26 protein-coding genes and 1 pseudogene are annotated in these 25168 nt (G+C 53.4%); 8 read left to right on the forward strand and 19 right to left on the reverse strand.

Translation table 11 applies throughout. The features are described 5' to 3' along the window. Positions 1-63: 63 nt before the first annotated feature. A complete protein-coding gene (locus LZP96_RS12600) occupies positions 64-960 on the forward strand; it encodes a LysR family transcriptional regulator (protein ID WP_064327512.1) in 897 nt (298 codons plus the stop codon). Between the two features lie 38 nt (positions 961-998). Here LZP96_RS12600 and LZP96_RS12605 read toward each other — a convergent pair whose 3' ends face one another. The 12 genes from LZP96_RS12605 to LZP96_RS12660 all read right to left on the reverse strand — a co-directional run bounded on the left by LZP96_RS12605 (position 999) and on the right by LZP96_RS12660 (position 8893). Continuing rightward, entirely contained in the window at positions 999-1355 is a 357-nt protein-coding gene (locus tag LZP96_RS12605) for a DUF805 domain-containing protein (RefSeq protein ID WP_064327511.1), read from the reverse strand. Positions 1356-1505: 150 nt separating this feature from the next. Beyond that, positions 1506-1874: a DUF805 domain-containing protein gene (locus LZP96_RS12610; protein ID WP_064327510.1), complete on the reverse strand. Its 369-nt coding sequence runs from the start codon at positions 1872-1874 to the stop codon at positions 1506-1508. Between the two features lie 213 nt (positions 1875-2087). After that, positions 2088-3074, reverse strand: a complete 987-nt coding sequence (locus LZP96_RS12615) for a glutathione S-transferase family protein (protein WP_064327509.1) — start codon at positions 3072-3074, stop codon at positions 2088-2090. Between the two features lie 67 nt (positions 3075-3141). After that, complete coding sequence (locus LZP96_RS12620; protein WP_064327508.1) at positions 3142-3534, reverse strand: DoxX family protein; 393 nt, start codon at positions 3532-3534, stop codon at positions 3142-3144. Between the two features lie 217 nt (positions 3535-3751). After that, positions 3752-4048 carry a YqjK-like family protein gene (locus LZP96_RS12625; RefSeq protein WP_064327507.1) on the reverse strand — a complete coding sequence of 99 codons (297 nt, stop codon included), beginning with the start codon at positions 4046-4048 and terminating at the stop codon, positions 3752-3754. Further along, positions 4045-4443: a phage holin family protein gene (locus LZP96_RS12630; protein ID WP_064327506.1), complete on the reverse strand. Its 399-nt coding sequence runs from the start codon at positions 4441-4443 to the stop codon at positions 4045-4047. Before LZP96_RS12630 ends, LZP96_RS12625 begins: the two co-directional genes overlap by 4 nt. 2 nt (positions 4444-4445) lie before the next feature. Further along, positions 4446-4751: an ElaB/YgaM/YqjD family protein gene (locus LZP96_RS12635; RefSeq protein ID WP_064327505.1), complete on the reverse strand. Its 306-nt coding sequence runs from the start codon at positions 4749-4751 to the stop codon at positions 4446-4448. 28 nt (positions 4752-4779) lie between these two features. Further along, positions 4780-5148 carry a DUF1090 domain-containing protein gene (locus LZP96_RS12640; RefSeq protein ID WP_258926041.1) on the reverse strand — a complete coding sequence of 123 codons (369 nt, stop codon included), beginning with the start codon at positions 5146-5148 and terminating at the stop codon, positions 4780-4782. A 153-nt stretch (positions 5149-5301) separates the two neighbouring features. Further along, a complete protein-coding gene (gene mzrA / locus LZP96_RS12645) occupies positions 5302-5685 on the reverse strand; it encodes an EnvZ/OmpR regulon moderator MzrA (RefSeq protein WP_064327503.1) in 384 nt (127 codons plus the stop codon). A gap of 1 nt (position 5686) precedes the next feature. Next, positions 5687-6349 carry a DedA family general envelope maintenance protein YqjA gene (gene yqjA, locus LZP96_RS12650; RefSeq protein WP_064327502.1) on the reverse strand — a complete coding sequence of 221 codons (663 nt, stop codon included), beginning with the start codon at positions 6347-6349 and terminating at the stop codon, positions 5687-5689. Between the two features lie 351 nt (positions 6350-6700). Next, the gene (gene exuR / locus LZP96_RS12655; protein WP_064327501.1) at positions 6701-7477 is read right to left on the reverse strand and encodes a transcriptional regulator ExuR; all 777 of its coding nucleotides are present in this window, start codon (positions 7475-7477) and stop codon (positions 6701-6703) included. 117 nt (positions 7478-7594) lie between these two features. After that, positions 7595-8893, reverse strand: a complete 1299-nt coding sequence (locus LZP96_RS12660) for an MFS transporter (RefSeq protein WP_064327500.1) — start codon at positions 8891-8893, stop codon at positions 7595-7597. Positions 8894-9374: 481 nt separating this feature from the next. On the opposite strand from LZP96_RS12660, the gene uxaC reads away from it, so the two are divergent. Next, the gene (gene uxaC / locus LZP96_RS12665; protein WP_064327499.1) at positions 9375-10787 is read left to right on the forward strand and encodes a glucuronate isomerase; all 1413 of its coding nucleotides are present in this window, start codon (positions 9375-9377) and stop codon (positions 10785-10787) included. Positions 10788-10804: 17 nt separating this feature from the next. After that, entirely contained in the window at positions 10805-12292 is a 1488-nt protein-coding gene (locus LZP96_RS12670) for a UxaA family hydrolase (protein WP_064327498.1), read from the forward strand. 103 nt (positions 12293-12395) lie between these two features. Here the strand turns inward: LZP96_RS12670 and sstT are convergent, their stop codons facing one another. The 4 genes from sstT to LZP96_RS12690 form a co-directional block, all read right to left on the reverse strand. After that, entirely contained in the window at positions 12396-13637 is a 1242-nt protein-coding gene (gene sstT / locus LZP96_RS12675; RefSeq protein ID WP_064327497.1) for a serine/threonine transporter SstT, read from the reverse strand. A 241-nt stretch (positions 13638-13878) separates the two neighbouring features. Next, positions 13879-14847, reverse strand: a complete 969-nt coding sequence (locus LZP96_RS12680; RefSeq protein WP_064327496.1) for a TerC family protein — start codon at positions 14845-14847, stop codon at positions 13879-13881. A gap of 272 nt (positions 14848-15119) precedes the next feature. Continuing rightward, the gene (locus LZP96_RS12685; RefSeq protein ID WP_258926044.1) at positions 15120-16118 is read right to left on the reverse strand and encodes a Gfo/Idh/MocA family protein; all 999 of its coding nucleotides are present in this window, start codon (positions 16116-16118) and stop codon (positions 15120-15122) included. Between the two features lie 70 nt (positions 16119-16188). After that, a complete protein-coding gene (locus LZP96_RS12690) occupies positions 16189-16692 on the reverse strand; it encodes a YgjP-like metallopeptidase domain-containing protein (protein ID WP_064327494.1) in 504 nt (167 codons plus the stop codon). An 84-nt stretch (positions 16693-16776) separates the two neighbouring features. Between LZP96_RS12690 and rlmG the strand changes: the two genes are divergently transcribed. Further along, on the forward strand, positions 16777-17913 hold the full coding sequence (gene rlmG, locus LZP96_RS12695) for a 23S rRNA (guanine(1835)-N(2))-methyltransferase RlmG (RefSeq protein ID WP_064327493.1): 1137 nt from the start codon (positions 16777-16779) through the stop codon (positions 17911-17913). 81 nt (positions 17914-17994) lie between these two features. Here rlmG and LZP96_RS12700 read toward each other — a convergent pair whose 3' ends face one another. Then, entirely contained in the window at positions 17995-20016 is a 2022-nt protein-coding gene (locus LZP96_RS12700; protein WP_064327492.1) for an NADPH-dependent 2,4-dienoyl-CoA reductase, read from the reverse strand. 229 nt (positions 20017-20245) lie between these two features. Between LZP96_RS12700 and LZP96_RS12705 the strand changes: the two genes are divergently transcribed. The 4 genes and pseudogenes from LZP96_RS12705 to LZP96_RS12720 all read left to right on the forward strand — a co-directional run bounded on the left by LZP96_RS12705 (position 20246) and on the right by LZP96_RS12720 (position 22340). Next, positions 20246-21091 carry a YPO3983 family protein gene (locus LZP96_RS12705; protein WP_258926045.1) on the forward strand — a complete coding sequence of 282 codons (846 nt, stop codon included), beginning with the start codon at positions 20246-20248 and terminating at the stop codon, positions 21089-21091. Then, positions 21091-21555, forward strand: coding sequence for a DUF943 family protein (locus tag LZP96_RS12710; RefSeq protein ID WP_064327490.1), 465 nt, complete (start codon positions 21091-21093; stop codon positions 21553-21555). Before LZP96_RS12705 ends, LZP96_RS12710 begins: the two co-directional genes overlap by 1 nt. 63 nt (positions 21556-21618) lie before the next feature. Beyond that, a pseudogene (locus LZP96_RS12715) lies at positions 21619-21813 on the forward strand (DUF3289 family protein); the annotation flags it as partial. Beyond that, entirely contained in the window at positions 21813-22340 is a 528-nt protein-coding gene (locus LZP96_RS12720; RefSeq protein WP_064327488.1) for a DUF943 family protein, read from the forward strand. The pseudogene LZP96_RS12715 and the gene LZP96_RS12720, both read left to right, overlap by 1 nt. A 63-nt stretch (positions 22341-22403) precedes the next feature. Here LZP96_RS12720 and lsrK read toward each other — a convergent pair whose 3' ends face one another. Both lsrK and lsrR read right to left on the reverse strand, forming a co-directional pair. Continuing rightward, a complete protein-coding gene (gene lsrK, locus LZP96_RS12725) occupies positions 22404-23993 on the reverse strand; it encodes an autoinducer-2 kinase (protein WP_064327487.1) in 1590 nt (529 codons plus the stop codon). A gap of 36 nt (positions 23994-24029) precedes the next feature. Further along, positions 24030-25001, reverse strand: a complete 972-nt coding sequence (gene lsrR, locus LZP96_RS12730) for a transcriptional regulator LsrR (RefSeq protein WP_064327486.1) — start codon at positions 24999-25001, stop codon at positions 24030-24032. Between the last annotated feature and the right edge of the window lie 167 nt (positions 25002-25168).

The raw sequence follows: 25168 nt of genomic DNA on the forward strand, positions 1-25168 counted from the left end.
GGACGCTTCATTGTTAGCCAGATATTCTGCCCGGTATGTTCAAATTTCCTGAATGAGAACGAAATGGCTAAAGAGAGAGCTTTGACGCTTGAGGCGCTGCGCGTAATGGACGCCATCGACAGGCGGGGCAGTTTTGCTGCGGCGGCAGATGAGCTGGGGCGCGTACCGTCCGCCCTGAGCTACACCATGCAAAAATTAGAAGAAGAGCTGGATGTGGTGCTCTTCGACCGTTCCGGTCACCGAACCAAGTTCACCAACGTGGGCCGTATGCTTCTTGAGCGCGGCCGTGTGCTGCTGGAAGCGGCAGACAAGCTCACCACGGATGCAGAAGCCTTAGCCCGCGGCTGGGAGACGCATCTGACGCTGGTCACAGAAGCGCTGGTCCCCACGGTGGCGCTCTTCCCGCTGGTGGATCGTCTGGCCGCCAAAGCCAATACGCAGCTTTCGGTCATCACAGAGGTGCTGGCGGGGGCGTGGGAACGTCTGGAAACGGGCCGGGCTGATATCGTTATTGCGCCGGATATGCACTTCCGTTCCTCTTCAGAGATCAACTCGAAAAAGCTCTACAGCGTGATGAACGTCTACGTGGCGGCACCGGATCATCCGATTCACCAGGAGCCGGAGCCGTTATCCGAAGTGACACGTGTGAAGTACCGCGGCGTGGCCGTGGCGGATACCGCGCGTGAGCGCCCGGTATTGACGGTTCAGCTGCTGGATAAACAGCCGCGTCTGACGGTCACTTCACTGGAAGATAAACGTCAGGCCCTGCTGGCAGGACTGGGCGTGGCAACAATGCCATACCCTTTCGTCGAGAAAGATATTGCCGAAGGACGCCTGCGCGTGGTCAGCCCGGAATATACCAGCGAAGTAGACATTATTATGGCGTGGCGTCGTGACAGTATGGGCGAAGCCAAATCCTGGTGTCTGCGTGAAATACCAAAATTATTTGCCCACAAATAAAAACGTTGCCCGGTGGCCTTTCGCCACCGGGCGATGAATTATGTATTCAGTTTGGGGTTGGCCCCGAAGCGGTTGTCGCCTACGGTCCCTTTTTCACAGAGGAAACACAGCAGAACCAGCCAGCCAATAACAGGGATCACGATAAGTAACAGCCACCATGCGGAACGTTCGGTATCATGTAAACGACGGAAGGCCACCGCCCAGGTAGGGATAAGCGTCAGGATAGAATACAGGGCAGAAATAGAAGCCAGAATCCACACATCCAACATAACGACGGCTCTTGAAAGCGCCAGCGTTATCAACGTATTGATCAGAATGAACATCCAGTACTCTTTACGACGCGCGCGTCCACTAAAACCAAAATAATTTTTTAATACCTTCAAATACCAATCCATAACACCTGTCCTTAGACATTTAACCCGCTCGTTCATTGAGCGAACAATATTATAGGTGGCAGTAAAATACAGGCGAAGAGCGGCGAAGCAAGTTTAAGAATAACGAACACTTTTTTTGAACGTTAAACACCTGCGACACCGCAGAAGGGATCAATATTGCTTTAATTTCGGATCGGGTCCAAAACGGTTGTCGCCAGGCGTGCCGTTCTGACAGTTGAAGATCAGGATCACCAGCCAGCCGATCACCGGGATCAGCAGAAGCAACAACCACCACGCCGAGCGATCGGTATCATGCAGACGACGGAACACCACCGCCCATGAAGGCAGAAAGACCAGTATCGCGTAGATTGTTGTGAGAATACCTTCGCCGCCTGCGCGCTCCCAGCCGAGAATTTTGTCGACAATCCCCAGCACCATCGCCAGGATGAAGTTCACCAGAATAAACATCCAGTACTCTTTGCGACGGGCGCGGCCACCAAATCCAACGTAGTTTTTTAGTACTCTTAAATACCAGTCCATTTTCCTTGCCTCGATAATCAGTCAATCACTTGTTTTTTAAGCAATCAAGGTAAGGATAGCTGGAGATTATGAATTAAAAAAGGGCATTTCCTCGTCATCCTTTACGCGGCCTGTGTGCTGGCTGGAATCGCTTACCCCAGTCACGTACGCCGGTACGCTCCTGGGGTTCGCACAGGGCGAATTATTAAGGTTAAAGATTGATGTCCTGAATAATTAACCGAAACGGACGTCGCGACCGTGCGGCTCGTCGAGGTCCTGCCACGGGCCAATGGAAATAATACCCGTCGGGTTAATCGTTTTATGGCTGCGATAATAGTGGGTGCGAATATGATCGAAATCGACCGTTTCAGCAATTCCCGGCGTCTGGTAGAGATCGCGCAGGAAGCCGGACAGGTTGAGATAATCGCTGATGCGATGCTTATCGCATTTAAAGTGGGTGACATACACCGGATCAAAGCGCACCAGCGTGGTCCACAGTCGGATATCCGCTTCGGTCAGACGGTCGCCGGTGAGGTAGCGATGCTGGCCAAGGATCTGCTCCAGACGCTCCAGCGACTCGAAGACCTTCGTCACCGCTTCGTCATAGGCTTCCTGGCTGGTGGCGAACCCGGCTTTATAAACGCCGTTATTGACGTTGTCATAAATCCAGCTGTTCAGCTCATCAATTTTGTCGCGCAACTCGACCGGATAGTAATCACCCGCACGCGCGCCCAGCGCATCAAATGCCGTGTTGAACATGCGAATGATCTCCGCCGATTCATTACTGACGATGGTCTGATTTTTCTTGTCCCAGAGAACAGGGACAGTGACGCGGCCGGTATAGTGCGGATCGGCGCGAAGATAGAGCTGATACATAAAATCGTGGTGATACAGCGTGTCGCCGGTGGCGGCCGGGAAATCGCTGTCAAAGGTCCAGCCGTTTTCCAGCATGAGCGGATTCACGACGGAAACAGGAATGAGCGATTCCAGCCCTTTCAGCTTACGGACGATCAGCGTGCGGTGCGCCCACGGACAGGCGAGAGAAACGTACAGATGATAGCGGTCTTTCTCCGCGGCAAAACCCTCTTCGCCACCCGGCCCCGGTCCACCGTCCGCGGTGAGCCAGTTTCGGAAAGCCGAAACGGAACGCTTGAAGCGTCCTCCAGTGGATTTGGTGTCATACCAGGTATCTTGCCAGACGCCGTCAACGAGTTGTCCCATGTTTTCCTCCTCTGGAAAGCAAAAGCGAGGAGAATTCTCCTCGCTTTGTTTAATCAGTATAGCGTGATTACCACTTCTTATTCAGCACGCGGTCAATGCTGTATGCGCCAGGACCGGTGATAGCCAGAAGCAGGAAACCGCCAGCAATAGTCAGGTTTTTCATGAACATCAGAGAGTTCATGCCTTCCGCAAAGTTGCTGTGGAAGATAAAGGCAGTCAGCAGGGTGAAGCCTGCGGTAAACAGCGCTGTGGTACGGGTCAGGAAGCCAAACAGAACGGCCAGGCCGCCGCCGAACTCAAGCAGAATGGTCAGCGGTAACAGGAACCCCGGAACGCCCATCGCTTCCATATATTGCTGGGTACCTGCGTAGCCGGTGATTTTGCCCCAGCCTGCGGTGATAAACAGAATTGGCATCAAAATGCGTGCGACCAGTACACCAACATCTTCTAATTTTTTCATTTTACTCTCCAGGGAACCACAATGGTTGCTGATTATTTTTTGTGTGCAAATCCGGGGTTATACCGCGTGTTTGCTGTCGATGGAGAGGATATTAAACGTGACGAATGACAATTGTTAGCAAGGAAAACTGTCAAACTTCATCAAAGATATTGAGCAAGGGAGAAGGGGAGATGAACTTGCCGGGCAAAAGGCGTACCGCCCGGCAACTTCAGGCAGACTAACGTAACTGCTGCTGACGTAACGTGGCTTTTACCAGACGCCATGCGCTCCACACGCCAAAACCGCGGCGCGCCCAGCGAACCAGCATGCTGGGGTGGCGAACTGTCCAGATAGCCATCACGCTGCTCCCGACCAGTGCCCAGGAGCGTAAGCTCAGCAGGGTGTTCCAGCCGCGATCGTAAGAGTGCGTGACCTCGAGCCAGTCGCGACGGCTGGCAGAAAGATCCAGCCGCTGCTGCTGGATCTCACTGAGCAGATACGCTTTACGCTTCAGACGTTCAGTTTTGCTGCTCACGACTTGTCATCCTCCAGCAGGGAACGATCGTTAGCGAGCTCCTGGCGGGTGTGGCGCAAAAACGTGGACTGGCGCGCTTTACGCAACGTCCAGATACCGCCTATTAATGCGGCCACCAGCAGGACAACGGTGGTCGCGATCATCGCATTCAGTCGATACTGCGGGTCAATGGCCCAGATGATCAATACCATCAGGCTCATTAAACCAAACGCGGCAAAGAGCATGGTCAGCCCCAGCATCAACAGCATCTGGAAGAGATTTGCTTTCTCCTCTTCCAGTTCAATGACCGCCAGACGTACGCGCGTTTCGGCAATGCCCACCAGCGTGGTTAAAATCCGCTGGCCGATGCCGAGGACGTTTTTAGCAGGCCCTTGTGCGTTACGAGGATCTTCCATAATCAACGACGCGTCAGGAGTACGCCCAGAACCACACCCACGGCGGCACCGATACCAACGCCCGTCCACGGATTATCGCGAACATATTCGTCAGCACGAGCAGCCGCTTCACGCGTTTGCTTCGCCAGCGCATCGCCGGTTTCACCCAGACGATAGCGGCTCTCTTTCAACGCGCTCTCTGCTTTGCTACGCAGTTTGCTCAACTCTTCTTTCGATTTATCGGATGAGGAGTTCAGCACCTCTTCCAGGGTATCCGCCAGGGATTTCAGTTCAGCGCGCAGATGTTCTGAGGTGGTATCTTTAGACATGATTTTCTCCTGTGAGATTTCCGTTAACTCAATATTCGCGAGCTTCCAGCGCTTTCAGTTCTTCCTGTGCCTCTTTCAGTTTCTTCTCGCGCCTGGCAATCTTATCCGCATCACCTTTCTCGTTCGCTTCTTTCAGGTCCTGACGGCGTTCCGCTATCTCTTCCTTCTGTTCCGCGATTTTTTCCTGATGTTCAGCACGCAGCTTACTGTCTGAGCAGTTGGCTTTGACTTCGCTCAACGCTTTTTTCAGACCGTCAATACGGTTCTGGTTGTTATGCTTTTCGGCATAACTGATCTCGCGTTGGATCTCCTGCTCCTTCTCCTGACACAAGGTGTTAGCAAAAGAGGCCGTGCTGATTGAAAAAAGGGCTAATGCCAGAGTGATGCGGTATTTCATTATAGAAACCTTCCATTGTTTACGGTCTGCCCAAGGGTGTGACCGTTTTCCAGTTACAAGCGGAGAACTTCTGTTGGGTGCTCCGCGTACTTAAGCATAGTAAGTAAACGGCAATATCACCAAAGTGAGTGAAAAGATTCAGAATCCTCGTAATTAGCCAAACCGGTGCGACGTATCGCGCAGGCGGGTTAACCAGGCAGAGGTGCGGCTGTCATCATCCTGTAACGCAATGATATATCCGCGCGGCAGCGTTCTGTCGAGGACCTCTTTAGCTGCAATACTCTGTGCGCTGGAATCAAATTTGATCAGCAGAACATCGTCTTGCGGGGTAATACTTTTAAAGCGAATGCCGTTAGCGTCCAGATGGTGCCAGACGGAAAAACCGTCCGGTACGCTGGACCCCTGATTCATAGGGCGAATCGCCAGCGTAGACTCCTGATGCTGAACCGCAGCCCAGATCAGAATCATGATGCTTAATAGCATCAGCGCAGCCATAGCAAAGGAGAGGCGGCGCAGAGAATGGGGTGAGATTGCCATGTTATCCCTTGGCTCCGTATTTCTTTTTCCAGAGCACATAAAGAGAGCCGAGCAAGCCAAACACCAGCAGCACGACCGGGAGCAGCATCAGGCATGACATCAGCTGATCTTCATACTTGAGGAACACCGGTGTTTTGCCCAGCAGATAGCCCAGCGTGGTCAGAATAAGCACCCACAGCAGGCCGCTCATCCAGTTGAAGAACTGAAAACGCGCGCTGCTTAAACCGGAAAGACCCGCAATGGTGGGCAATAAAGTCCGCACAAAGGCAATAAAGCGCCCCAGCAGCAGGGCCGACAGCCCGTGTTTGTGAAACAGATGATGGGCACGCTGATGGTAATGCGCCGGCAGATGAGAGAGCCAGTTCTGGACAATGCGCGTATTGCCCAGCCATCGTCCCTGGATATAGCTCACCCAACAGCCCAGGCTGGCGGCAATGGTCAGTAAAAGCACCGTCTGGGGAAAGGACATCGCCCCTTTAGCACAGAGAACGCCGACCAGAACCAACAAACTGTCGCCAGGCAGAAAAGCGGCGGGAAGTAATCCATTCTCAAGGAACAGAATCATAAACAAGACGAAATAGAGCATACCAATCATCGAGGGATTGGCCAGCGTTTCAAAATCCTGAGCCCAGAGGGCATTCAGTAATTGGGTCAAAAGTTCCATTCAGTGTTCCTGGAAATCGGTTAACGTCATGCCTGTTTTCCGGGGTAAACAGCACGGCGACATTATTATGATTTCATTATGGTCGCTCGCGGACACATGGTGGTGGCCAGAACTGTTCCCTGTTAAATGGCGGGGTAAGCAAGCACTAACTTCTAAACAACGGCAATTTGAATCCAATTGTAACAAAGCCCAACGTATTGCGTCACAGTATTTACCGCATGCTGGAAAAATGATTTTGGACTATGAAACAGAGAGGAGGCGAGGGGATTTACACAGGCTGACACTATATGTATTTTGCTTACCTCTTTCAGCCAGAAGGCGCAACGAAGCGCCTGCCAGCCGAAAGGAAAACTATTTTGCCTGACTGGCGGCGGTATCGAGATGAACGACCGGATTATCGGCAAAAAGATAGCGGTCGGCGTTGAATTCGAAGTCGTCGCTGGTTTCGTTAAACAGCATCAGCTTGGTGTTCTCCAGATGCTGCCACATCGCCAGTTTCGCCGCGTGCGGATCTTTACGAATCAGCGCTTTAAGAATTTGGTCATGATCGTCACACCAGTTATCGACGGTGCGTAAATCAATATGATCGTGCAGTTTCTTCCAGTACGGGTTATGAACGCGCTGAGTCCACATTTTTTCGACAATGGCGGCCAACGCCGTGTTTTGCGTGGCTAAGGCCACCTGAACGTGGAACTGTAAATCCCATTCGGAATCGCGGAAGCATTTTTCTTTGCGCGCTTTATCCTGGATCTCCATCAGCTTCATGATGTCTTGCTTCGTCACCTGGGTCGCGGCGAATTCAGCGATATTGCTTTCGATGAGCTGACGCGCCTGAAGCAGTTCAAAAGGACCATAGCTGGCAAACTCCAGACTTTCATCCGGCACCGGCGAGTGTTTTGGCTGGTTCGAGATAACGTGGATCCCGGAGCCTTTGCGCACTTCAACGTAGCCTTCCACTTCGAGCATAATAATGGCTTCACGAACCACCGTGCGGCTGACGCTCTTCTCATCGGCAATAAAGCGTTCGGCGGGCAGCTTATCCCCGACAAGGTATACGCCTTGCTCAATGCGATCTTTCAACTCAGCAGCGAGCTGCTGATAAAGGCGGCGGGGTTCGGTGATTTCCATATGCGCTCCAGGCAGGGTACGGCGGATTATTTGTTATACCACTTTTGCGCGCCAGTCTCCAGATTTCGCCATGAAAAAAGCCGCCCGCAGGCGGCTTCTGTGATATGACGCGTGACGCTAACTTTGAGTGGCGGGTCCCCCCAGGGACTCTTTTTGTAACTCTTCCGCCGATTTGCTTTTCAGCACCGTCCAGATCACCACGGCACCCAGCAGGTCGAAGATAGCCAGCACCGCGAACAGCGGGCTAAAGCCAATGGTATCCGCCAGCGCACCGACCACCAGTGCGAACATGGTACTGGCGGTCCAGGCGGCCATACCGGTCAGGCCGTTGGCGGTTGCCACTTCGTTACGTCCAAAGACGTCAGAAGAAAGGGTAATCAGCGCACCGGACAGAGACTGGTGAGCAAAGCCGCCGATACACAGCAGGGCGATGGCGACATACGGGCTGGTGAACAGACCAATCATACCCGGGCCAATCATCAGCAGTGCGCCCATGGTGACCACCATCTTACGTGACACGATCAGGTTCACGCCAAACCAGCGCTGGAACAGCGGTGGCAAATAGCCGCCAACGATACAGCCCAGGTCAGCAAAGAGCATCGGCATCCAGGCGAACATCGCAATCTCTTTCAGGTTAAAGCCATACGCTTTAAACATGAACAGCGGGATCCAGGCGTTGAAGGTCCCCCAGGCCGGCTCTGCCAGGAAACGTGGCAGTGCGATACCCCAGAACTGACGGGTGCCCAGAATCTGTATAACGGACATTTTTTTGCCGTTGTCGGTCTGGTGCTGAGACTCCTGACCGCCAATGATGTAATCACGTTCTTCGTCAGAGAGTTTTTTCTGATCGCGCGGGTGTTTGTAGAAAATCAGCCAGGCCATGGCCCACGCAAAGCTCAGCACGCCAGAGATAATGAACGCCAGCTGCCAGCTGTGCATCACAATCGCCCACACCACCAGCGGCGGAGCAATCATGGCACCAATGGAGGAGCCCACGTTGAAGTAGCCCACCGCAATGGAGCGCTCTTTTGCCGGGAACCATTCGGAGCTGGCCTTCAGGCCCGCAGGGATCATGGCGGCTTCTGCCGCACCGACCGCACCACGCGCCAGCGCCAGACCACCCCAGCTTCCTGCCAGCGCCGTAGCGCCACAGAAAATAGCCCAGGTGACCGCGAAGAAGGCATAACCGATTTTGGTGCCCAGTACGTCCAGCAGATAGCCCGCAACAGGCTGCATGATGGTATAAGCCGCGGAATAGGCCGCGATGATGTAAGAGTATTGCTGCGTGGAAATATGCAGCTCTTCCATAAGCGTTGGCGCTGCCGCCGCTATGGTGTTACGCGTCAGGTACCCCAGCACGGTGCCCATCGTCACCAGTGCAATCATGTACCAACGTAACCCTTTAATTTTACGCATGTAAAACCTCATCGTTATAGTAATGCCGCGCCGGGGCACGGTAATAACTCGACCGTTGCCGGGAGCTGTCTTGTAACGGGAGGGCGTAACGGGAAACAAATCCCGGAACGGCCCGAACCTTGCCAGTTGTAATCGTGCATAAGTCGGTATCCGTACCGCTAATTCCGATGATTAAACACCGGTAACGCATTCCGTCGGCTTATATGTTGCGACGGCGAAAAGATAACTTGTCATACAACTTTAAAAGGTGAGTGACATCACAAATGTGTGAATCTTTGTGTGGTCATTATTTACCGCCGACAAAGCCAGGGCTGGCGCGGCTTGCGCGAGGGTTTACTCCTTTCAGGGTAATTAATTTGTCGACGTTTATTGATCTAACTCACGAAAAAAACTACTGACGCTGGAAATTGGTGTGATAACTTTGCAGCATCTGAACATATGCTTTAGCTTTCTGACGCTCTCGTTATAGAGGAAGACGATAATGACGCCGTTTATGACCGACGATTTCCTGTTAGATACCGAATTTGCCCGCCGTCTTTACCACGACTACGCAAAAGACCAGCCGATTTTCGACTACCATTGCCACTTACCGCCGCAGCAGGTGGCCGAAAATTATCGTTTCAAAAACCTGTATGACATCTGGCTGAAAGGTGACCACTATAAATGGCGCGCCATGCGTACCAACGGCGTGGCCGAGCGCCTGTGTACGGGTGATGCGAGCGATCGCGAGAAATTTGACGCCTGGGCGGCAACCGTGCCTCACACCATTGGCAATCCGCTCTATCACTGGACGCACCTTGAGCTGCGTCGTCCGTTTGGCATCACCGGTAAACTGCTTTCGCCTGCCACCGCAGACGAAATTTGGGATCAATGCAACGAACTGCTGGCACAGGATGCCTTCTCTGCACGCGGCATCATGAAGCAGATGAACGTGAAAATGGTCGGCACCACGGACGATCCTGTCGATTCACTGGAGCATCATGCCACGGTTGCGAAAGACAGCACGTTCGATGTCAAAGTGCTGCCTAGCTGGCGTCCGGATAAAGCGTTCAACATCGAACAGGCAACGTTCAGCGACTATATGGCGAAGCTGGCGGAGGTTTCCGATACCGATATTCGCCGCTTTGCCGATCTGCAAACCGCGCTGACCAAACGTCTGGACCACTTCGCTGCTCACGGCTGTAAAGTGTCTGACCACGCGCTGGACGTGGTGCTCTTTGCCGAGTCTAACGAAGCCGAACTCGACAGCATTCTGGCACGTCGTCTGGCGGGTGAGTCCTTAAGCGAGCATGAGGTGGCGCAGTTTAAAACCGCCGTGCTGGTCTTCCTCGGTGCGGAATACGCCCGTCGTGAATGGGTACAGCAGTATCACATTGGCGCGCTGCGAAATAACAACCTGCGTCAGTTTAAACTGCTGGGTGCGGATGTCGGTTTTGACTCCATCAACGACCGTCCGATGGCGGAAGAGCTGTCGAAACTGCTGAGCAAACAGAACGAACAGAACCTGCTACCTAAAACCATTCTCTATTGCCTGAACCCACGCGATAACGAAGTGCTGGGCACCATGATCGGCAATTTCCAGGGTGAAGGTATGCCAGGCAAGATGCAGTTCGGCTCTGGCTGGTGGTTTAACGATCAGAAAGACGGTATGGAACGTCAGATGACGCAGCTGGCGCAACTGGGCCTGTTAAGCCGCTTTGTGGGCATGCTGACCGACAGCCGCAGCTTCCTTTCTTATACTCGCCATGAATATTTCCGCCGCATCCTGTGCCAGATGATTGGCCGCTGGGTGGCTGCGGGCGAAGCGCCAGCCGATATTCAACTGCTGGGCGAAATGGTGAAAAACATCTGCTTTAACAATGCGCGTGACTACTTCGCCATTGAACTGAACTAAGGCCGTTTGAGGTTGATATGCAATACATCAAGATCCATTCGCTGGATAACGTTGCGGTAGCCCTGGCGGATCTGGCCGAAGGCACCGAAGTGACTTTTGACACGCAATCCGTCACCTTACGCCAGGCGGTTGGCCGCGGGCATAAGTTTGCGTTAGTCCCCATCGCAAAAGGGGAAAACGTTGTGAAATACGGGTTGCCCATTGGTCATGCGCTGGCGGATATCGCGCCGGGTGAATACATTCATTCCCACAATACCCGCACCAATCTCAGCGATCTGGACGAGTACAGCTATCAACCTGATTTTCAGGCCGAAGAAGGGCAGGCAGAGGATCGCGACATCGCGATCTACCGTCGCGCCACGGGTGAGGTGGGTATCCGCAACGAACTGTGGATCCTGCCGACCGTGGGCTGCGTGAATGGTATTGCGCGTCAGATTCAGAATCGTTTTCTGAAAGAGACCAACAATGCCGAAGGAACCGATGGCGTATTCCTTTTCAGCCACACCTATGGCTGCTCGCAGTTAGGCGATGACCATATTAATACCCGCACCATGCTGCAAAACATGGTGCGCCACCCGAACGCGGGTGCGGTGCTGGTCATTGGCCTTGGGTGCGAAAACAACCAGGTGGATGCTTTCCGCGAAACGCTGGGGGATTTTGATCCTGAGCGCGTGCACTTTATGGTGTGCCAGCATCAGGATGATGAAGTGGAGGCGGGCCTGGAGCAGCTTCACCAGCTGTATGAGGTGATGCGTCATGACCAGCGTGAGCCTGGCAAGCTGAGCGAGCTGAAATTTGGTCTTGAGTGCGGCGGGTCTGATGGCCTGTCCGGAATCACTGCGAATCCAATGCTGGGCCGATTCTCGGATTATATGATCGCCAACGGCGGCACCACCGTGCTGACCGAAGTGCCGGAAATGTTCGGTGCAGAACGTATTCTGATGAGCCACTGCCGCGACGAAGAGACGTTTGAAAAAACCGTCACCATGGTGAACGACTTCAAACAGTATTTCATTGCCCACAACCAGCCGATTTATGAAAACCCCTCGCCGGGCAACAAAGCGGGCGGGATCACGACGCTGGAAGAAAAGTCTCTCGGCTGTACCCAGAAAGCGGGCGCCAGCCAGGTGGTGGACGTGCTGCGCTATGGCGAGCGTCTGAAAACGCCGGGTCTGAACCTGCTGAGCGCACCGGGTAACGACGCCGTGGCGACCAGCGCCCTGGCGGGAGCCGGGTGCCATATGGTGCTGTTCAGTACGGGTCGCGGTACGCCGTATGGTGGTTTTGTCCCCACGGTGAAGATTGCCACCAACAGCGAACTGGCGGCGAAGAAAAAGCACTGGATTGATTTCGATGCCGGACAGTTGATCCACGGTAAAGCGATGCCGCAACTGTTGAATGAATTCGTGGATACCATCGTTGAGTTTGCAAACGGTAAGCAGACCTGTAACGAGAAGAACGACTTCCGCGAGCTGGCCATCTTTAAGAGTGGTGTGACGCTGTAGTCAGTGCCCTCCTGCGGGAAACGGGCGGAAACGGGCGTTAATAGTAAAAACGGCAACCTTTTGGTTGCCGTTTTGCTTTTACGTTAGCCACCGGGCTTTTGGTCTACCCGCGTAACGCGTTCTTCGCTAAACGCGCGTCTTCTGCCTGGCAGGCGGCGGCAGTGAACAGCACGTCGGTAGAGGAGTTCAGTGCGGTTTCGCAGGAGTCCTGCAACACGCCGATAATAAAGCCGACGGCCACCACCTGCATGGCGATCTCATTCGGGATGCCGAACATGTTACATGCCAGCGGAATCAGCAGCAGTGAGCCTCCCGCCACGCCCGATGCGCCACAGGCGCACAGCGATGCCACCACGCTCAGCAGCAGGGCCGTTGGCAGGTCAACCGGGATACCCAGCGTGTGAACCGCCGCCAGCGTCAGCACCGTAATGGTGATGGCCGCGCCCGCCATGTTGACGGTTGCGCCCAGCGGAATGGAAACCGAGTAGGTGTCGCGATCCAGATTCAGCTTCTCGGCCAGCGCCATATTCACCGGAATATTCGCGGCAGAGCTGCGGGTAAAGAATGCATACACGCCACTTTCACGCAGACAGGTCAAAACCAGCGGATAAGGGTTACGGCGGATCTGCCAGAAGACCAGCAGCGGGTTAATCACCAGCGCGACCAGCAGCATACAACCAATCAGGACCATCAGCAGTTGAGCGTAGCCCCAGAGCGTCTCGAAACCGGTGGTCGCCAGCGTGGAGGAGACCAGGCCGAAGATACCGATGGGCGCAAAACGAATCACGATTTTCACGATAAAGGTCACGGCGTTCGAGATATCGTTAACCAGGTGTTTTGTGGTTTCGTTACCGTGACGCAGCGCGAAGCCCAGGCCAACCGCCCAGACCAGAATGCCGATATAGTTTGCGTTAAGCAGCGCATCAATAGGGTTTGAAACCATGCTCATCAGCAGGCCGCGTAAGACTTCCACAATGCCGGATGGCGGCGTGATATCGCCCGCTGCGCTGGTCAGGTGCAGCGTAGACGGGAACAGGAAACTGAACACCACCGCGGTCAGCGCGGCAGAAAATGTCCCCAGCAGGTAAAGGAAGAGGATAGGGCGGATATTTGTTTTCTGACCGTGCTGATGATTGGCAATCGACGCCATCACCAGCATTAACACCAGGACCGGTGCGACAGCTTTTAGCGCGCCCACGAACAGCGTGCCCAGAATTCCCGTGGCTATCGCGGCGGGTTTTGACACCAGCGCCAGCAGAATACCCAGTACCAGCCCGACCAAAATTTGCTTAACGAGGCTGCCCTGCGCCAGGCGCGCAAGAAGACCATTGGAGTGTGTGCTCATACAAAATTCCTAAGTGAAATTGCGTTCCATCCTGGATGTGCTCTAAGTCACATTTATGTCCGGATGTAAGTAGATGTTTGCCTGGATGAGTATAGGGAAAGCGCATGCGGAGGGAAGCGTAAAATGCTGGATTTTACGTGTTGCGTCATAATTTTTAACTAATTCGTTACAATAATGTGGGGTAGCGCTATGCGTACCCGCAGAAGGTTCTGCCCGGCGGCTCATGCGCCGGGCAGGACGATTATTCCACGTGTTGCTTCTTATCGTGCTGGCGGTTAACCCAGGTATTGATCAACAGCGTCACGATCAGGATCCCGAACACCACGCCGAGCGAAATCGCGATCGGAATGTGGTAGAAGTCGACAATCAGCATCTTGATACCAATAAACACCAGAATCACCGACAGGCCGTACTTCAGCATGGAGAAGCGTTCCGCCGCCCCTGCCAGCAGGAAGTACATCGCACGCAGACCCAGGATGGCGAACAGGTTAGAGGTCAGGACGATAAACGGGTCGGTGGTGACGGCGAAGATAGCCGGAATACTGTCTACCGCAAAAATGACGTCGCTCAGCTCAACCAGGATCAGCACCAGCAGCAGCGGGGTGGCGAACAGCAGGCCGTTCTTGCGCACGAAGAAATGCTCGGTTTCGATTTTATCGGTCATGCGCAGGTGGCTGCGGATCCACTTCACCAGCGGTTTTTCACCAATGCCGGTCTCATCCTCTTTCGCCAGCGCCATTTTGACACCGGTGAACAGCAGGAACGCGCCAAAGACATACAGCAGCCATTCGAACTGGGTAATCAGCCAGCTTCCGGCGAAAATCATGATGGTACGCAGGATTATCGCACCCAGCACGCCGTACACCAGCACGCGACGCTGGAGGGCAGCAGGCACCGCAAAATAGCTGAACAGCATGAGCCAGACGAAGACGTTATCCACCGCCAGCGCTTTTTCAATGAGATAGCCGGTCAGGAAGGCGAGCGCCTGAGGATCGGCGACCGCACGGCCTTCGGTTGATGCAAGATACCACCAGAAGGCGGCACAGAAGAGCAGAGAAAGGGAGACCCATACCAGCGACCAGACGGCAGCTTGCTTGATGGACATGCCATGTTCACCGCGACGGCCCTGCAAAAAGAGGTCAATCGCCAGCATGATCAGCACGACAACCGCGAATCCGCCCCACAACATAGGAGTGCCGACAGAATGCATATTATTTTCCTTACACATAAAAACAAAAACGGCCATAGTCAGAAGACGATAGCCGTTGCGTTTTATATGCAGGGACCTCGCCTTCCGGCAAGGTCTCACTTACAACCCATAAAGCACGCTTAGCTGCTTTACGCGTTGCCCGGCGACCGGATGCGATAATGCACGCATCGTAATGACGACCCACCGGCAATGAAGTTACTCCCCTTTGCAGGTAACAAAATATGTCAGGACAGTGATTTCGTCAATGCCCTGACCGATTTCATTACACAGCTTTACGCGGTCATTTCCGCGTTCACGCCGTCTGCCGGGAACACCACGCCCGTTTGCCGACGGATTTCCGTCTGCAGCTTCGCCGTGGTACGACTGACGGCAAGCCCCGGGTGGTTTACTTCGTTGTTTTCAACCAGGCGCGCGAAGACCTCTGCCTCATAGAGCATAGTGTTAATATGCTGAGGCTGCGTCAGCTCTTGCGGTTTCCCTCCGCGCGGCACAATGCTCACTTTCTGGCACTCGGAGATTTTCTCAATCACCAGCGAGCCAGCTTCGCCCTGAATTTCGCTCGGTAGTACGGAATCACTCACCTTGGAGTGCTGCAGCGTTACGCTGAAATCCCCGTAATCAAGCACAACCAGGCCGTGCGCATCCACGCCGCTCTCCAGCAGGCTGGCGTGGGCCGTCACGCCGTGCGGCTCACCCCACAGCGCCACGGCAGAGGCGAGGCAATAAAAGCCGATATCCATAATCGAGCCGTTGGAGAAGGCCGGATTAAAGGTGTTCGGGTTTTCGCCGTCCAGATAACGCTGATAGCGCGAGGAATACTGGCAGTAGTTGATAAAGGCTTTACGCACTTTGCCAATTTTCGGCAACGACTGCTGTAAAAGCAGGAAATTAGGCAGGCTGGCAGTTTTAAAGGCTTCAAAAAGCACCACCTGATTTTCCCGGGCCAGCGCAATGGCGGCCTCTACTTCCTGAATATTCGAGGCCAGCGGCTTTTCGCAAATCACTTGTTTTTTATGCGCAAGGAAGAGCAACGTTTGCGCAGAGTGAAGCGAGTTCGGGCTGGCGATATAGACGGCGTCTATTGCGTCGCTTTGCGCCATCTCGTCAAGCGAGGTAAACAGATGCTCGACGGGATAATCACTGGCAAAGGTCTGCGCCTGTTCAAGGCGGCGTGAATAGACGGCGGTGAGTTTGAATTTGCCGGTTTCATGGGCGGCGTCGACGAACTGGCGGGTGATCCAGTTCGTCCCAATGACTGCGAAACGTATCATAAACGTTTACGTACTCCGTAGCGGGGAACCTTTTGTCACTGTAGCACGTGATTATTGCAAAACCAGTGCGCTACTGCGCATTACTCTTTAACGATAAATGCGTCAGCCACAAACGGGTGTCAAATTCCAGCTGGTGATACTGCGGCTCCATATGGCAGCACAGCGAATAGAACGCCTTGTCATGCTCTTTTTCCTTGAGATGCGCCAGCTCATGTACCACGATCATACGTAAAAAAGCCTCTGGCGCAGTGCGGAAAACGGTCGCCACGCGGATCTCAGCTTTCGCTTTCAGCTTGCCGCCCTGTACGCGAGAGATGGCGGTATGCAGACCCAGGGCATTTTTCAGCACGTGGATTTTGTTGTCGTACATCACCTTATTGATCGGCGGTGCGCTGCGCAGGTAACGATTTTTCATATCCTGCGTGTACTGCCAGAGGGCTTTATCCGTCGCGAAATCATGCGTACCCGGATAACGCTTTTCCAGTACGGCGCCCAGCTTTTGCTCGGCAATTAAGCTGCGAACCTGGGAAAGTAAGTTCTCCGGGTAGCCCTGGAGATAAGTAAGTTGGTTCATCAAAGCCCCAAATGATCAATAAAACGGGTATACTCACGCACCCTTTTCAGGGATAACGCCAAATTTTACCACTCAGGAGGGCCGATGAGCCACTTAGACAACGGTTTCCGTTCACTCAACCTTAAACGTTTCCCGGAAACGGACGACGTTAACCCACTGCAGGCGTGGGAAGCGGCGGATGAATATTTGCTGCAACAGTTGGATGAAACTGAAATTAGCGGCCCGGTTCTGATCCTGAATGATAGTTTCGGCGCGCTGGCCTGTGCGCTGGCTGAACACTCGCCTTACAGCATCGGTGATTCATATCTCAGTGAACTGGCGACGCGTGAAAACCTGCGTCACAACGATATCGCTGAATCCAGCGTTAAGTTTCTCGACAGCACCGCCGACTACCCACAGGCGCCGGGTATCGTGTTGATTAAAATCCCGAAAACCCTTGCGCTGCTGGAACAGCAACTGCGCGCGCTGCGTCTGGTCGTGACCCCTGAAACCCGCATCATTGCCGGCGCGAAAGCGCGCGATATTCACAATTCCACCCTGGAGTTGTTCGAAAAAGTGTTGGGGACAACCACGACGACGCTGGCCTGGAAGAAGGCGCGTCTGATTAACTGTACCTTTACGCAACCCGCGCTTGCAGAGGCATCACAGACGTTAAGCTGGAAGCTGGAAGGGACCGACTGGACGATTCACAACCATGCGAACGTCTTCTCACGTACCGGTCTGGATATTGGCGCGCGCTTCTTCATGGAACATCTGCCGCAAAATCTGGAAGGCGAAATCGTCGATCTGGGTTGCGGTAACGGCGTGATTGGCCTGACCCTGCTGGAGAAAAACCCGGAAGCCAGCGTCGTCTTTGCCGATGAATCGCCGATGGCCGTAGCCTCCAGCCGCCTGAACGTTGAAACCAATATGCCAGAGGCGCTGGACCGCTGCGAGTTTATGATCAATAACGCCCTGTCGGGCGTAGAGCCGTTCCGTTTTAATGCGGTGCTCTGTAACCCGCCATTCCATCAGCAGCACGCTCTGACGGATAACGTTGCCTGGGAGATGTTCCACCACGCCCGCCGCTGTCTGAAAATCAACGGTGAGCTGTATATCGTGGCGAACCGCCATCTGGACTACTTCCACAAGCTGAAGAAGATCTTCGGCAACTGCACCACCATTGCCACCAACAACAAGTTTGTGGTGTTAAAAGCGGTGAAGCTGGGACGCCGTCGCTAAGGGCGCTGTGCCCGGCGGCGCTTTGCTTGCAGTGGCCTACGGTTTTGTAGGCCCGATAAGCGCAGCGCCGCCGGGATAAATTTAAATCTCTAGTGCCAGCTTCGTCCCTTGCGCAATGGCACGCCGCGCATCCAGCTCCATCGCCACGTCACACCCGCCAATTAAATGCACCGTTTTGCCCGCCTTACGCAGGGGATCAACCAGCTCTCGTCGCGGCTCCTGTCCGGCGCACAGAATAACGTTATCCACAGGCAGGACCTGCGACTCACCGCCCGTCAGCACGTGTAAACCCTCGTCGTCGATCTTCTGGTAGCTCACCGCCGGGATCATTTTCACACCGCGTGAAAGCAGGGTAGCGCGATGGATCCAGCCGGTGGTTTTGCCCAGTCCTTCACCTGGTTTGCTGGCTTTGCGCTGAAGCATCACAATCTGACGCGGGCTTTTTGGCAGCTGCGGCCCTTCCGGACGAAGCCCGCCCGCTTGCGTCAGGCTGGTATCAATGCCCCATTCCACACAAAACTCAGCGATATTCTGGCTGGTGGCTTCGCCGGGCTGGCTTAAATACATTGCCGTATCAAAGCCGATCCCGCCGCAGCCGATAATAGCCACCTTTTCGCCCACCGGCATTTTGTCCCGCAGTACGTCCAGATAACTCAGTACCTTAGGATGATCGATACCTTCGATCTCAGGCGTGCGCGGGGCGATCCCGGTGGCGACGATCGTTTCATCGAAATCGAAAAGATCGTCCGCAATGACATACTGATTAAGCCGCAGATCGACGTCCGTCAGGTCGATCATTCGGCGGTAGTAGCGCAGCGTCTCGTAAAATTCCTCTTTGCCGGGGATCTGTTTGGCAATATTAAACTGCCCGCCGATCTCTGCCGCCGCATCGAATAACGTCACCTTGTGGCCACGCGCCGCGGCATTGACGGCAAACGCCAGGCCTGCCGGACCGGCACCAATCACCGCCAGGCGTTTTGATGTGACGGCCGGAACGATGGGCATTTTTGTTTCATGACAGGCCCGGGGATTGACCAGACATGAAGTGACTTTGCCTGCGAAGATCTGATCAAGGCAGGCCTGATTACAACCAATGCAGGTGTTGATCTCATCGGCGCGTCCGCTCTGCGCTTTGGAAAGCAGTTCGGCATCCGCGAGGAACGGGCGGGCCATCGACACCATATCAGCGTCGCCGTTTACCAGCAGATCCTCTGCGACCTGCGGATCGTTAATCCGGTTGGTGGTCACCAGCGGGATTGAGACGCGGCCCTTGAGCTTGCGCGTGACCCAGCTAAATGCGGCGCGGGGAACGGCGGTGGCGATAGTGGGGATGCGCGCTTCGTGCCAGCCAATGCCGGTATTGATAAGCGTCGCGCCCGCAGCTTCCACGGCCTGTGCCAGCCTGACCGTCTCTTCGAACGTGCCGCCACCCTCTACCAGGTCAATCATCGACAGGCGAAATACGATGATAAAATCGGTGCCGACCCGCTCGCGTACCGCGCGGACCACGTCGACGGCAAACCGCATCCGGCGGGTGTACTCTCCGCCCCATTCGTCGTCGCGCTGATTGGTGCGAGCGGCCAGAAATTCATTAATCAGGTAGCCTTCAGAACCCATGATCTCCACGCCATCGTAACCCGCCTCCCGCGCCAGCGCCGCACAGCGAGCGAAGTCATCGATTAACGCCAGAATCTGGTCATGGGTCAGCGCATGGGGTTTGAAAGGGTTAATGGGGGCCTGAATCGAGGACGGAGCCACCAGATTCGGTTGATAGCTATACCGTCCGGTGTGCAGAATCTGCAGGGCAATTTTGCCGCCTTCGCTATGCACCGCGTCGGTTATCATCCGGTGATGCGGCAACTGGCTGACATCGTTCAGCACCGCACCGCCCTCCATTGTCACGCCGCTTGACGCCGGCGCCACGCCTCCCGTCACAATCAACGCCACCCCGTGGCGGGCGCGCTCGGCATAAAAGGCCGCCAGACGCTCGGCCCCGTCCGGACGTTCCTCCAGACCGGTATGCATCGACCCCATCAGGACGCGATTTTTAAGCGTGGTAAATCCCAAATCGAGCGGGGCGAATAACGACGGATAGCGGCTCATACTCTCTTCCAATGTAAAATTATTGTTATGTGGTCGGATGAGTTACTAATTTAGCCAGTCGCGGGCAAAAGGGAAAAGGGGAGTGCAGTGAATGTGATGGGATTCAAAGATCTTATCCGGATTCCCTTCAGTGAAGAGTGTGAGGCAAGCTCCGTTTTTTTGCAGAAAGCTATTTTATTCTCACCTTCAATAACGCTAACACATTGATTATTAACAAGGTGAATATGAAATGATTAATGGTTTAGCCTCATCAATGTATCTTCCCGCCACGCTCTTTGAAACTGTCACGGGCTTCAATGCCCATTATGCGGACGATATGAAATGCGGCGACATGGGGGATCGGGAATTGCTGTCGTTTGGACTCAAAGATGTTTCAGCAAAAGTCGATCCTTACCGGCTCGTGCGCTATGACTTCCCTCTTAGATATCCTCTCGAGGGATTTTTAGGATCGCCTCCGCGCGGAACAAAAATTTCGCATCAGGAATGCGTTAATATTTTATTTACCGAAATGAAAGAGCTTTCGGCAATGTTTTCATTTACGGGTGAATATAAGATGTTGATCCGAGAGCTGATTGATCATTTTAGATTTGGAAAAGGGAGTAATTTCTACAGCTTAAGATTGAATGCCGCTTTTCAAAACAGGATTGAAAGGATGAGTCATGAAGGTCCAGCTTTTAAAATAAAAGAATCCATTCATGATTATTTTCTTTACAATAAACATGAGCTAAATATAAGTTCACTTATACATGATTTAAAAGTGGTTTTATATACTGCAACCTTGGATAAATTTAATTCTAAAACAGATCGAATAAATGGACTTGGTATATCAATTCACGATATTTCAGCACAAAATATAACCCTTCTCGATCTTCAGAAATACGCCATGGGATGGGATGCTACGTTAATATTTAAAGCTCAGGATCATTTTGGACTGGACATTATAGATATAAAAAAAGACAAATACAGAAACTTTCGTTTCTTCCGTATCTGGTTCTTTTTACAGAGGCACAGAGATTACGCTTTTAAACCCTTCTTTACTGATTTCCACTCTGTAGTGAGAATAGGTGAATATTAATGAATAATAAAATGGCAAAAATGCTTCTGTTGCTATTTTTATCAGGAGGTTTTTATAACCTTTGGACACTGCGCCCTGTCAATATAGCATATGTCTATTCTGATGCTGGCTCAGATCTGTCTATCGTTGTAGACCATTTACCCTGGACGGACAAAGAAAAAATAGACTGGTATATGTCTCGTCGAGAAGAGTTAGCGCGTAACTATCCTTTATACAATGATTCTATACATTCTATCAATATCCTGGATATCGGTGAGGGATTTACAAATTATAATGAAATGCCAGACGAGGATCTTTTGTGTTTTCCGACTATTCAAACCGACCGCAGTTGTATCCTGAGGGAGCATTTATTGATTGTGAATGAATACCCGGATCGCAAAGCTGTTTTTTATATCGTAACTGATCAAACGACATATCAACTCGTCGCAGGGGATAAAATTGAACGCGTCCAAAGGCCAGATTAATGGCGCAAATTTAAGTTGACGATGTTGCTGCACAAAACATACGTTTTTTAACTTCAGGAGTACGCCATGGGATGGGATACCACGTTAATATATAAATATCAGGAACATTTTGGGCTGGACATTATAGATATAAAAAAAGAGATATACAGAAATTTTCGTTTCTTCCGTATAGGGTTTTTTTTGCCACGGCACAAGGACTTTGCCTTCAAACCACTTTTTACAAATTTTCAAGCCGTCTTTCGCACTGGTGAGTATTAATGGCTTTCCTTCTGTTTATGAGAAAATCACTGGCAGCACTCTTTATCATTGCTGCATTATATAATATGTGGTCTTTGCGACGGATTAACGTTTTAATGGTCGATCATATTTTAGCAGGTGATTATGTTATTGCTGTTGATCATCTTCCCTTAACAGACAGAGATAAAATAAATTGGTTTAATGATAATAAAAAAGTGCTGCAAGAACAGTTTAACATTTCAATAAGTGATTTTAATAATATTGTCATCATGGAGGCTGTAGAGGGTGTCAGAGATATTAATAACCATTGGGATGAAAATTATTATTGTTTCACTCAAACGAAAAGTGAATTCCGGTGCGTTGATAAGGACCTGCAGGTAAATATATATCGTTCTGAGGATAATACTTTGACATTCTATATACATAGCTATGGCGGTGTTTATGTGCAGGCGATGGATGGCAGTATAATTAAAACTAATTATGAAAATTATTTTTTGGATTTGGATGACAGAATAGGAAAAAATCTTGACCGATGGCTGCTTCGTTAAACATTCTCTCTTTTCTTTCACGTGTGCTGGCGCAGCGATCATCGCTGCGCCAGCGGCCTGTTTTTAAGGCGCAACAGAACGTACCGTTTTGACCAGTCCCGGCGCCTGCCACATCGATGTCGTCAACCCGCTATCCACCAGCCCAAGCTGATCGGCGTATACCGCCTGCCACTTCTGCATCATGCCGTCGTACAGGTCACGGTGTTCTGGATTGGGCGTAAATTCCCGGCTCCATTTCACCAGTCGCTCGCCGGTTCCGGCCATATCGGCATATAACCCTGCGCCGGAGCCCGCGGCAATCGCACAGCCCAGCGCGGTTGCCTCTTTCACTTCCGGCACGCGCACGGGCAGGCCGGTGACATCGCTTAAAATCTGGCTCCAGAGTGCGCCTTTGGCGCCGCCGCCCGCAAAGACCAGGCTCTCAAACTGCACGCCAGAGAAACGGGAAATTTGCGCCAGGTTACAGGCGGAGACAATCGCCGCATTCTCTTCAAGGGCGCGGAATAAGGTCGCTTTATTGCACTTTTCCGGGTCAATGGAGAGGTTAATAAACGACGGGGCGGCGTGATACCACTGTTTGAAGTGCATCGCGTCGGAGAAAATAGGCATCACGCCGTGCGAGCCAGCCGGCACGCGTCCTGCCATCTCTTCGAGCAGGGAGTAGGTGTCCATCCCCATTCGTTCGGCGATGAGCTTCTCTTCAGCACAGAACGCATCGCGGAACCAGCGCATGGTTAGGCCGGTAAAGAAGCTGATTGACTCTGCCTGCGCCATACCGGGGATCACATGAGGGTTAACGCGAATATTCATGTCAGGATCGGTCCGCACCTGCGGCAGGTTGACGACCTGCTGCCAGAACGTGCCGCCCAGCACCGCCGTTTGTCCGGCGCGGACCACGCCTAATCCCAGACACCCCAACTGCACGTCACCGCCGCCCATCACCACCGGCGTGCCTTCGCGCAGGCCGCTTTGCTGCGCGGCTTGCGGGGTAATCACGCCGAGTACGGTGCCGGTCTCTTTCACGGGCGAGAGAATATCGGCGCGCAGTCCGGCCATATCCAGCAGTGCCGGACGCCAGTCGCGGCTAAAGAGATCCAGCATTCCCGTGGTGCCCGCGTTCGACGGGTCAACGGCCAGTTCGCCGGAGAGCTTCGCCGCCAGCCAGTCGCTGATCATGGTGATGGTCGCCGCGTTGCGGTAGATGTCAGGCCGATGGTGGGCCAGCCACAGCAGGCGCGGCATGGCGCTCAGGGCCAGCGTCTGGCCAGAGACGTCATACACCTCGGATTCAAAACGGTCGTCGTGGATCTCTTTGAGTTCAGCCACCTCGCGGCTGGCGCGCGCGTCAACGTTCGCGCAGGCCCAGATGGCGTCGCCGTTGCGATCATACAGCACAATCCCTTCCCGCATTGAGCAGCAGGCGACCGACTGAATCTCTGCCCCGGTCAGGTGGGCGCGATCCAGCGCCTGATGAATACACTGGCAGGCCAGGCGCCAGTTCGTATCCAGATCGAACTCCATGGAGCCGGGAACATTTTCCACGCTCAGGTGCTTCCACTCGGCCTGGCCGACGGAAATTTGAGTGCCGTGTAAGTCAAAAATCACGGCGCGAACGCTGCCTGTCCCTGCATCTAACGCTAAAAGGTAACTCATGAGCATGCCTCAAAGTTAGCGCGGGGTAAGGGGCTCTCAGTTCGCCAGAGCCAGCACCGCGCGGGCTGTCGTCTCTTCCGTCACCAGGCCATTGATACGGCGACCTTTCAGTGCGGCATATATTGCCTCTGCTTTCTCTTCTCCACCGGCGACGCCAACGATGGTGGGCAACTGCGCCAGTTCGTCGAGCGTCACGCCCAGTAACTCCTGATGGATGTCCAGATCCTCAACCCGTTCACCTGCGGCGTTGAGGAAGTAGCCGAGAATATCGCCCACGGCGCCTTTTCGCGCATACATGAGCTGTTCACCTTCACTGATGTACCCTGAACGCAGGATAGTGGCATCGCGATGCTGATTCACCGCGCCAATCCCGACGACCGCCACGTCGGCGGCGGTCGCTGCGAGGATCACATCCCGCACGCTGGTTTCACGACGCAGGATCCCGGCGACTTCCGCCGATGAAACCCGAAGCGGCGCGGGGATCATGCTGACGCGACACGCCGCATCCAGTTGTCCAATCCCGGTCATATAAGGACCGACACCGCCGGACAGGGTGACCAGACGTACCTGCTGAGAGCTGATAAATCCGCTCAAATGCTGCAAACAGCTCATGGTGGTTTCACCAAACCCCACCGCCAGCAGCTGGCCTGGCTCCAGTACCCCCATCAGCGACTGCGCGGCGCCAATGCCCAGCCGGACGTTCATCGGGGGCGTATTCAGCGCGGGCAGGACGCGTGCCAGCTTCAGCCCAAACCGTTGCTGTAACTCGGTCTCCAGCGCCAGACACCCCTCGTAGCGGGAGTTGATCTGCACGCGAATCACGCCGGACTGCCGGCCTTTTTCCAGAAGCCGGGAGATTTTCAGGCGCGGCAGGCCAAGGCGCTCGCCAATGTCGTTCTGGGTCAGCCCATCGTGGTAGTAACACCAGGCGACGCGAGCGACCAGTTCCTCTTCCGCCAGCGCCAGCCCGGCAAACCGTCCTTCTTCAGCAATGCGTTTATCGCTCATGTTTGAACTCTTATAAAAATTTAGAACATATGTTCGTGATGACGCGAAGGGAAACTGTGAGCCACGCGACAAAACGGATCTTTTAGATTCTTTTGGTTATATCTGGATCTAAATCGATAAAACTGTGATCCCTGCACGGTTGTAAATATAGTTCACCGTCTACGCTT

Source organism: Huaxiibacter chinensis (assembly GCF_022171985.1).
GTDB lineage: Bacteria > Pseudomonadota > Gammaproteobacteria > Enterobacterales > Enterobacteriaceae > Enterobacter > Enterobacter chinensis_A.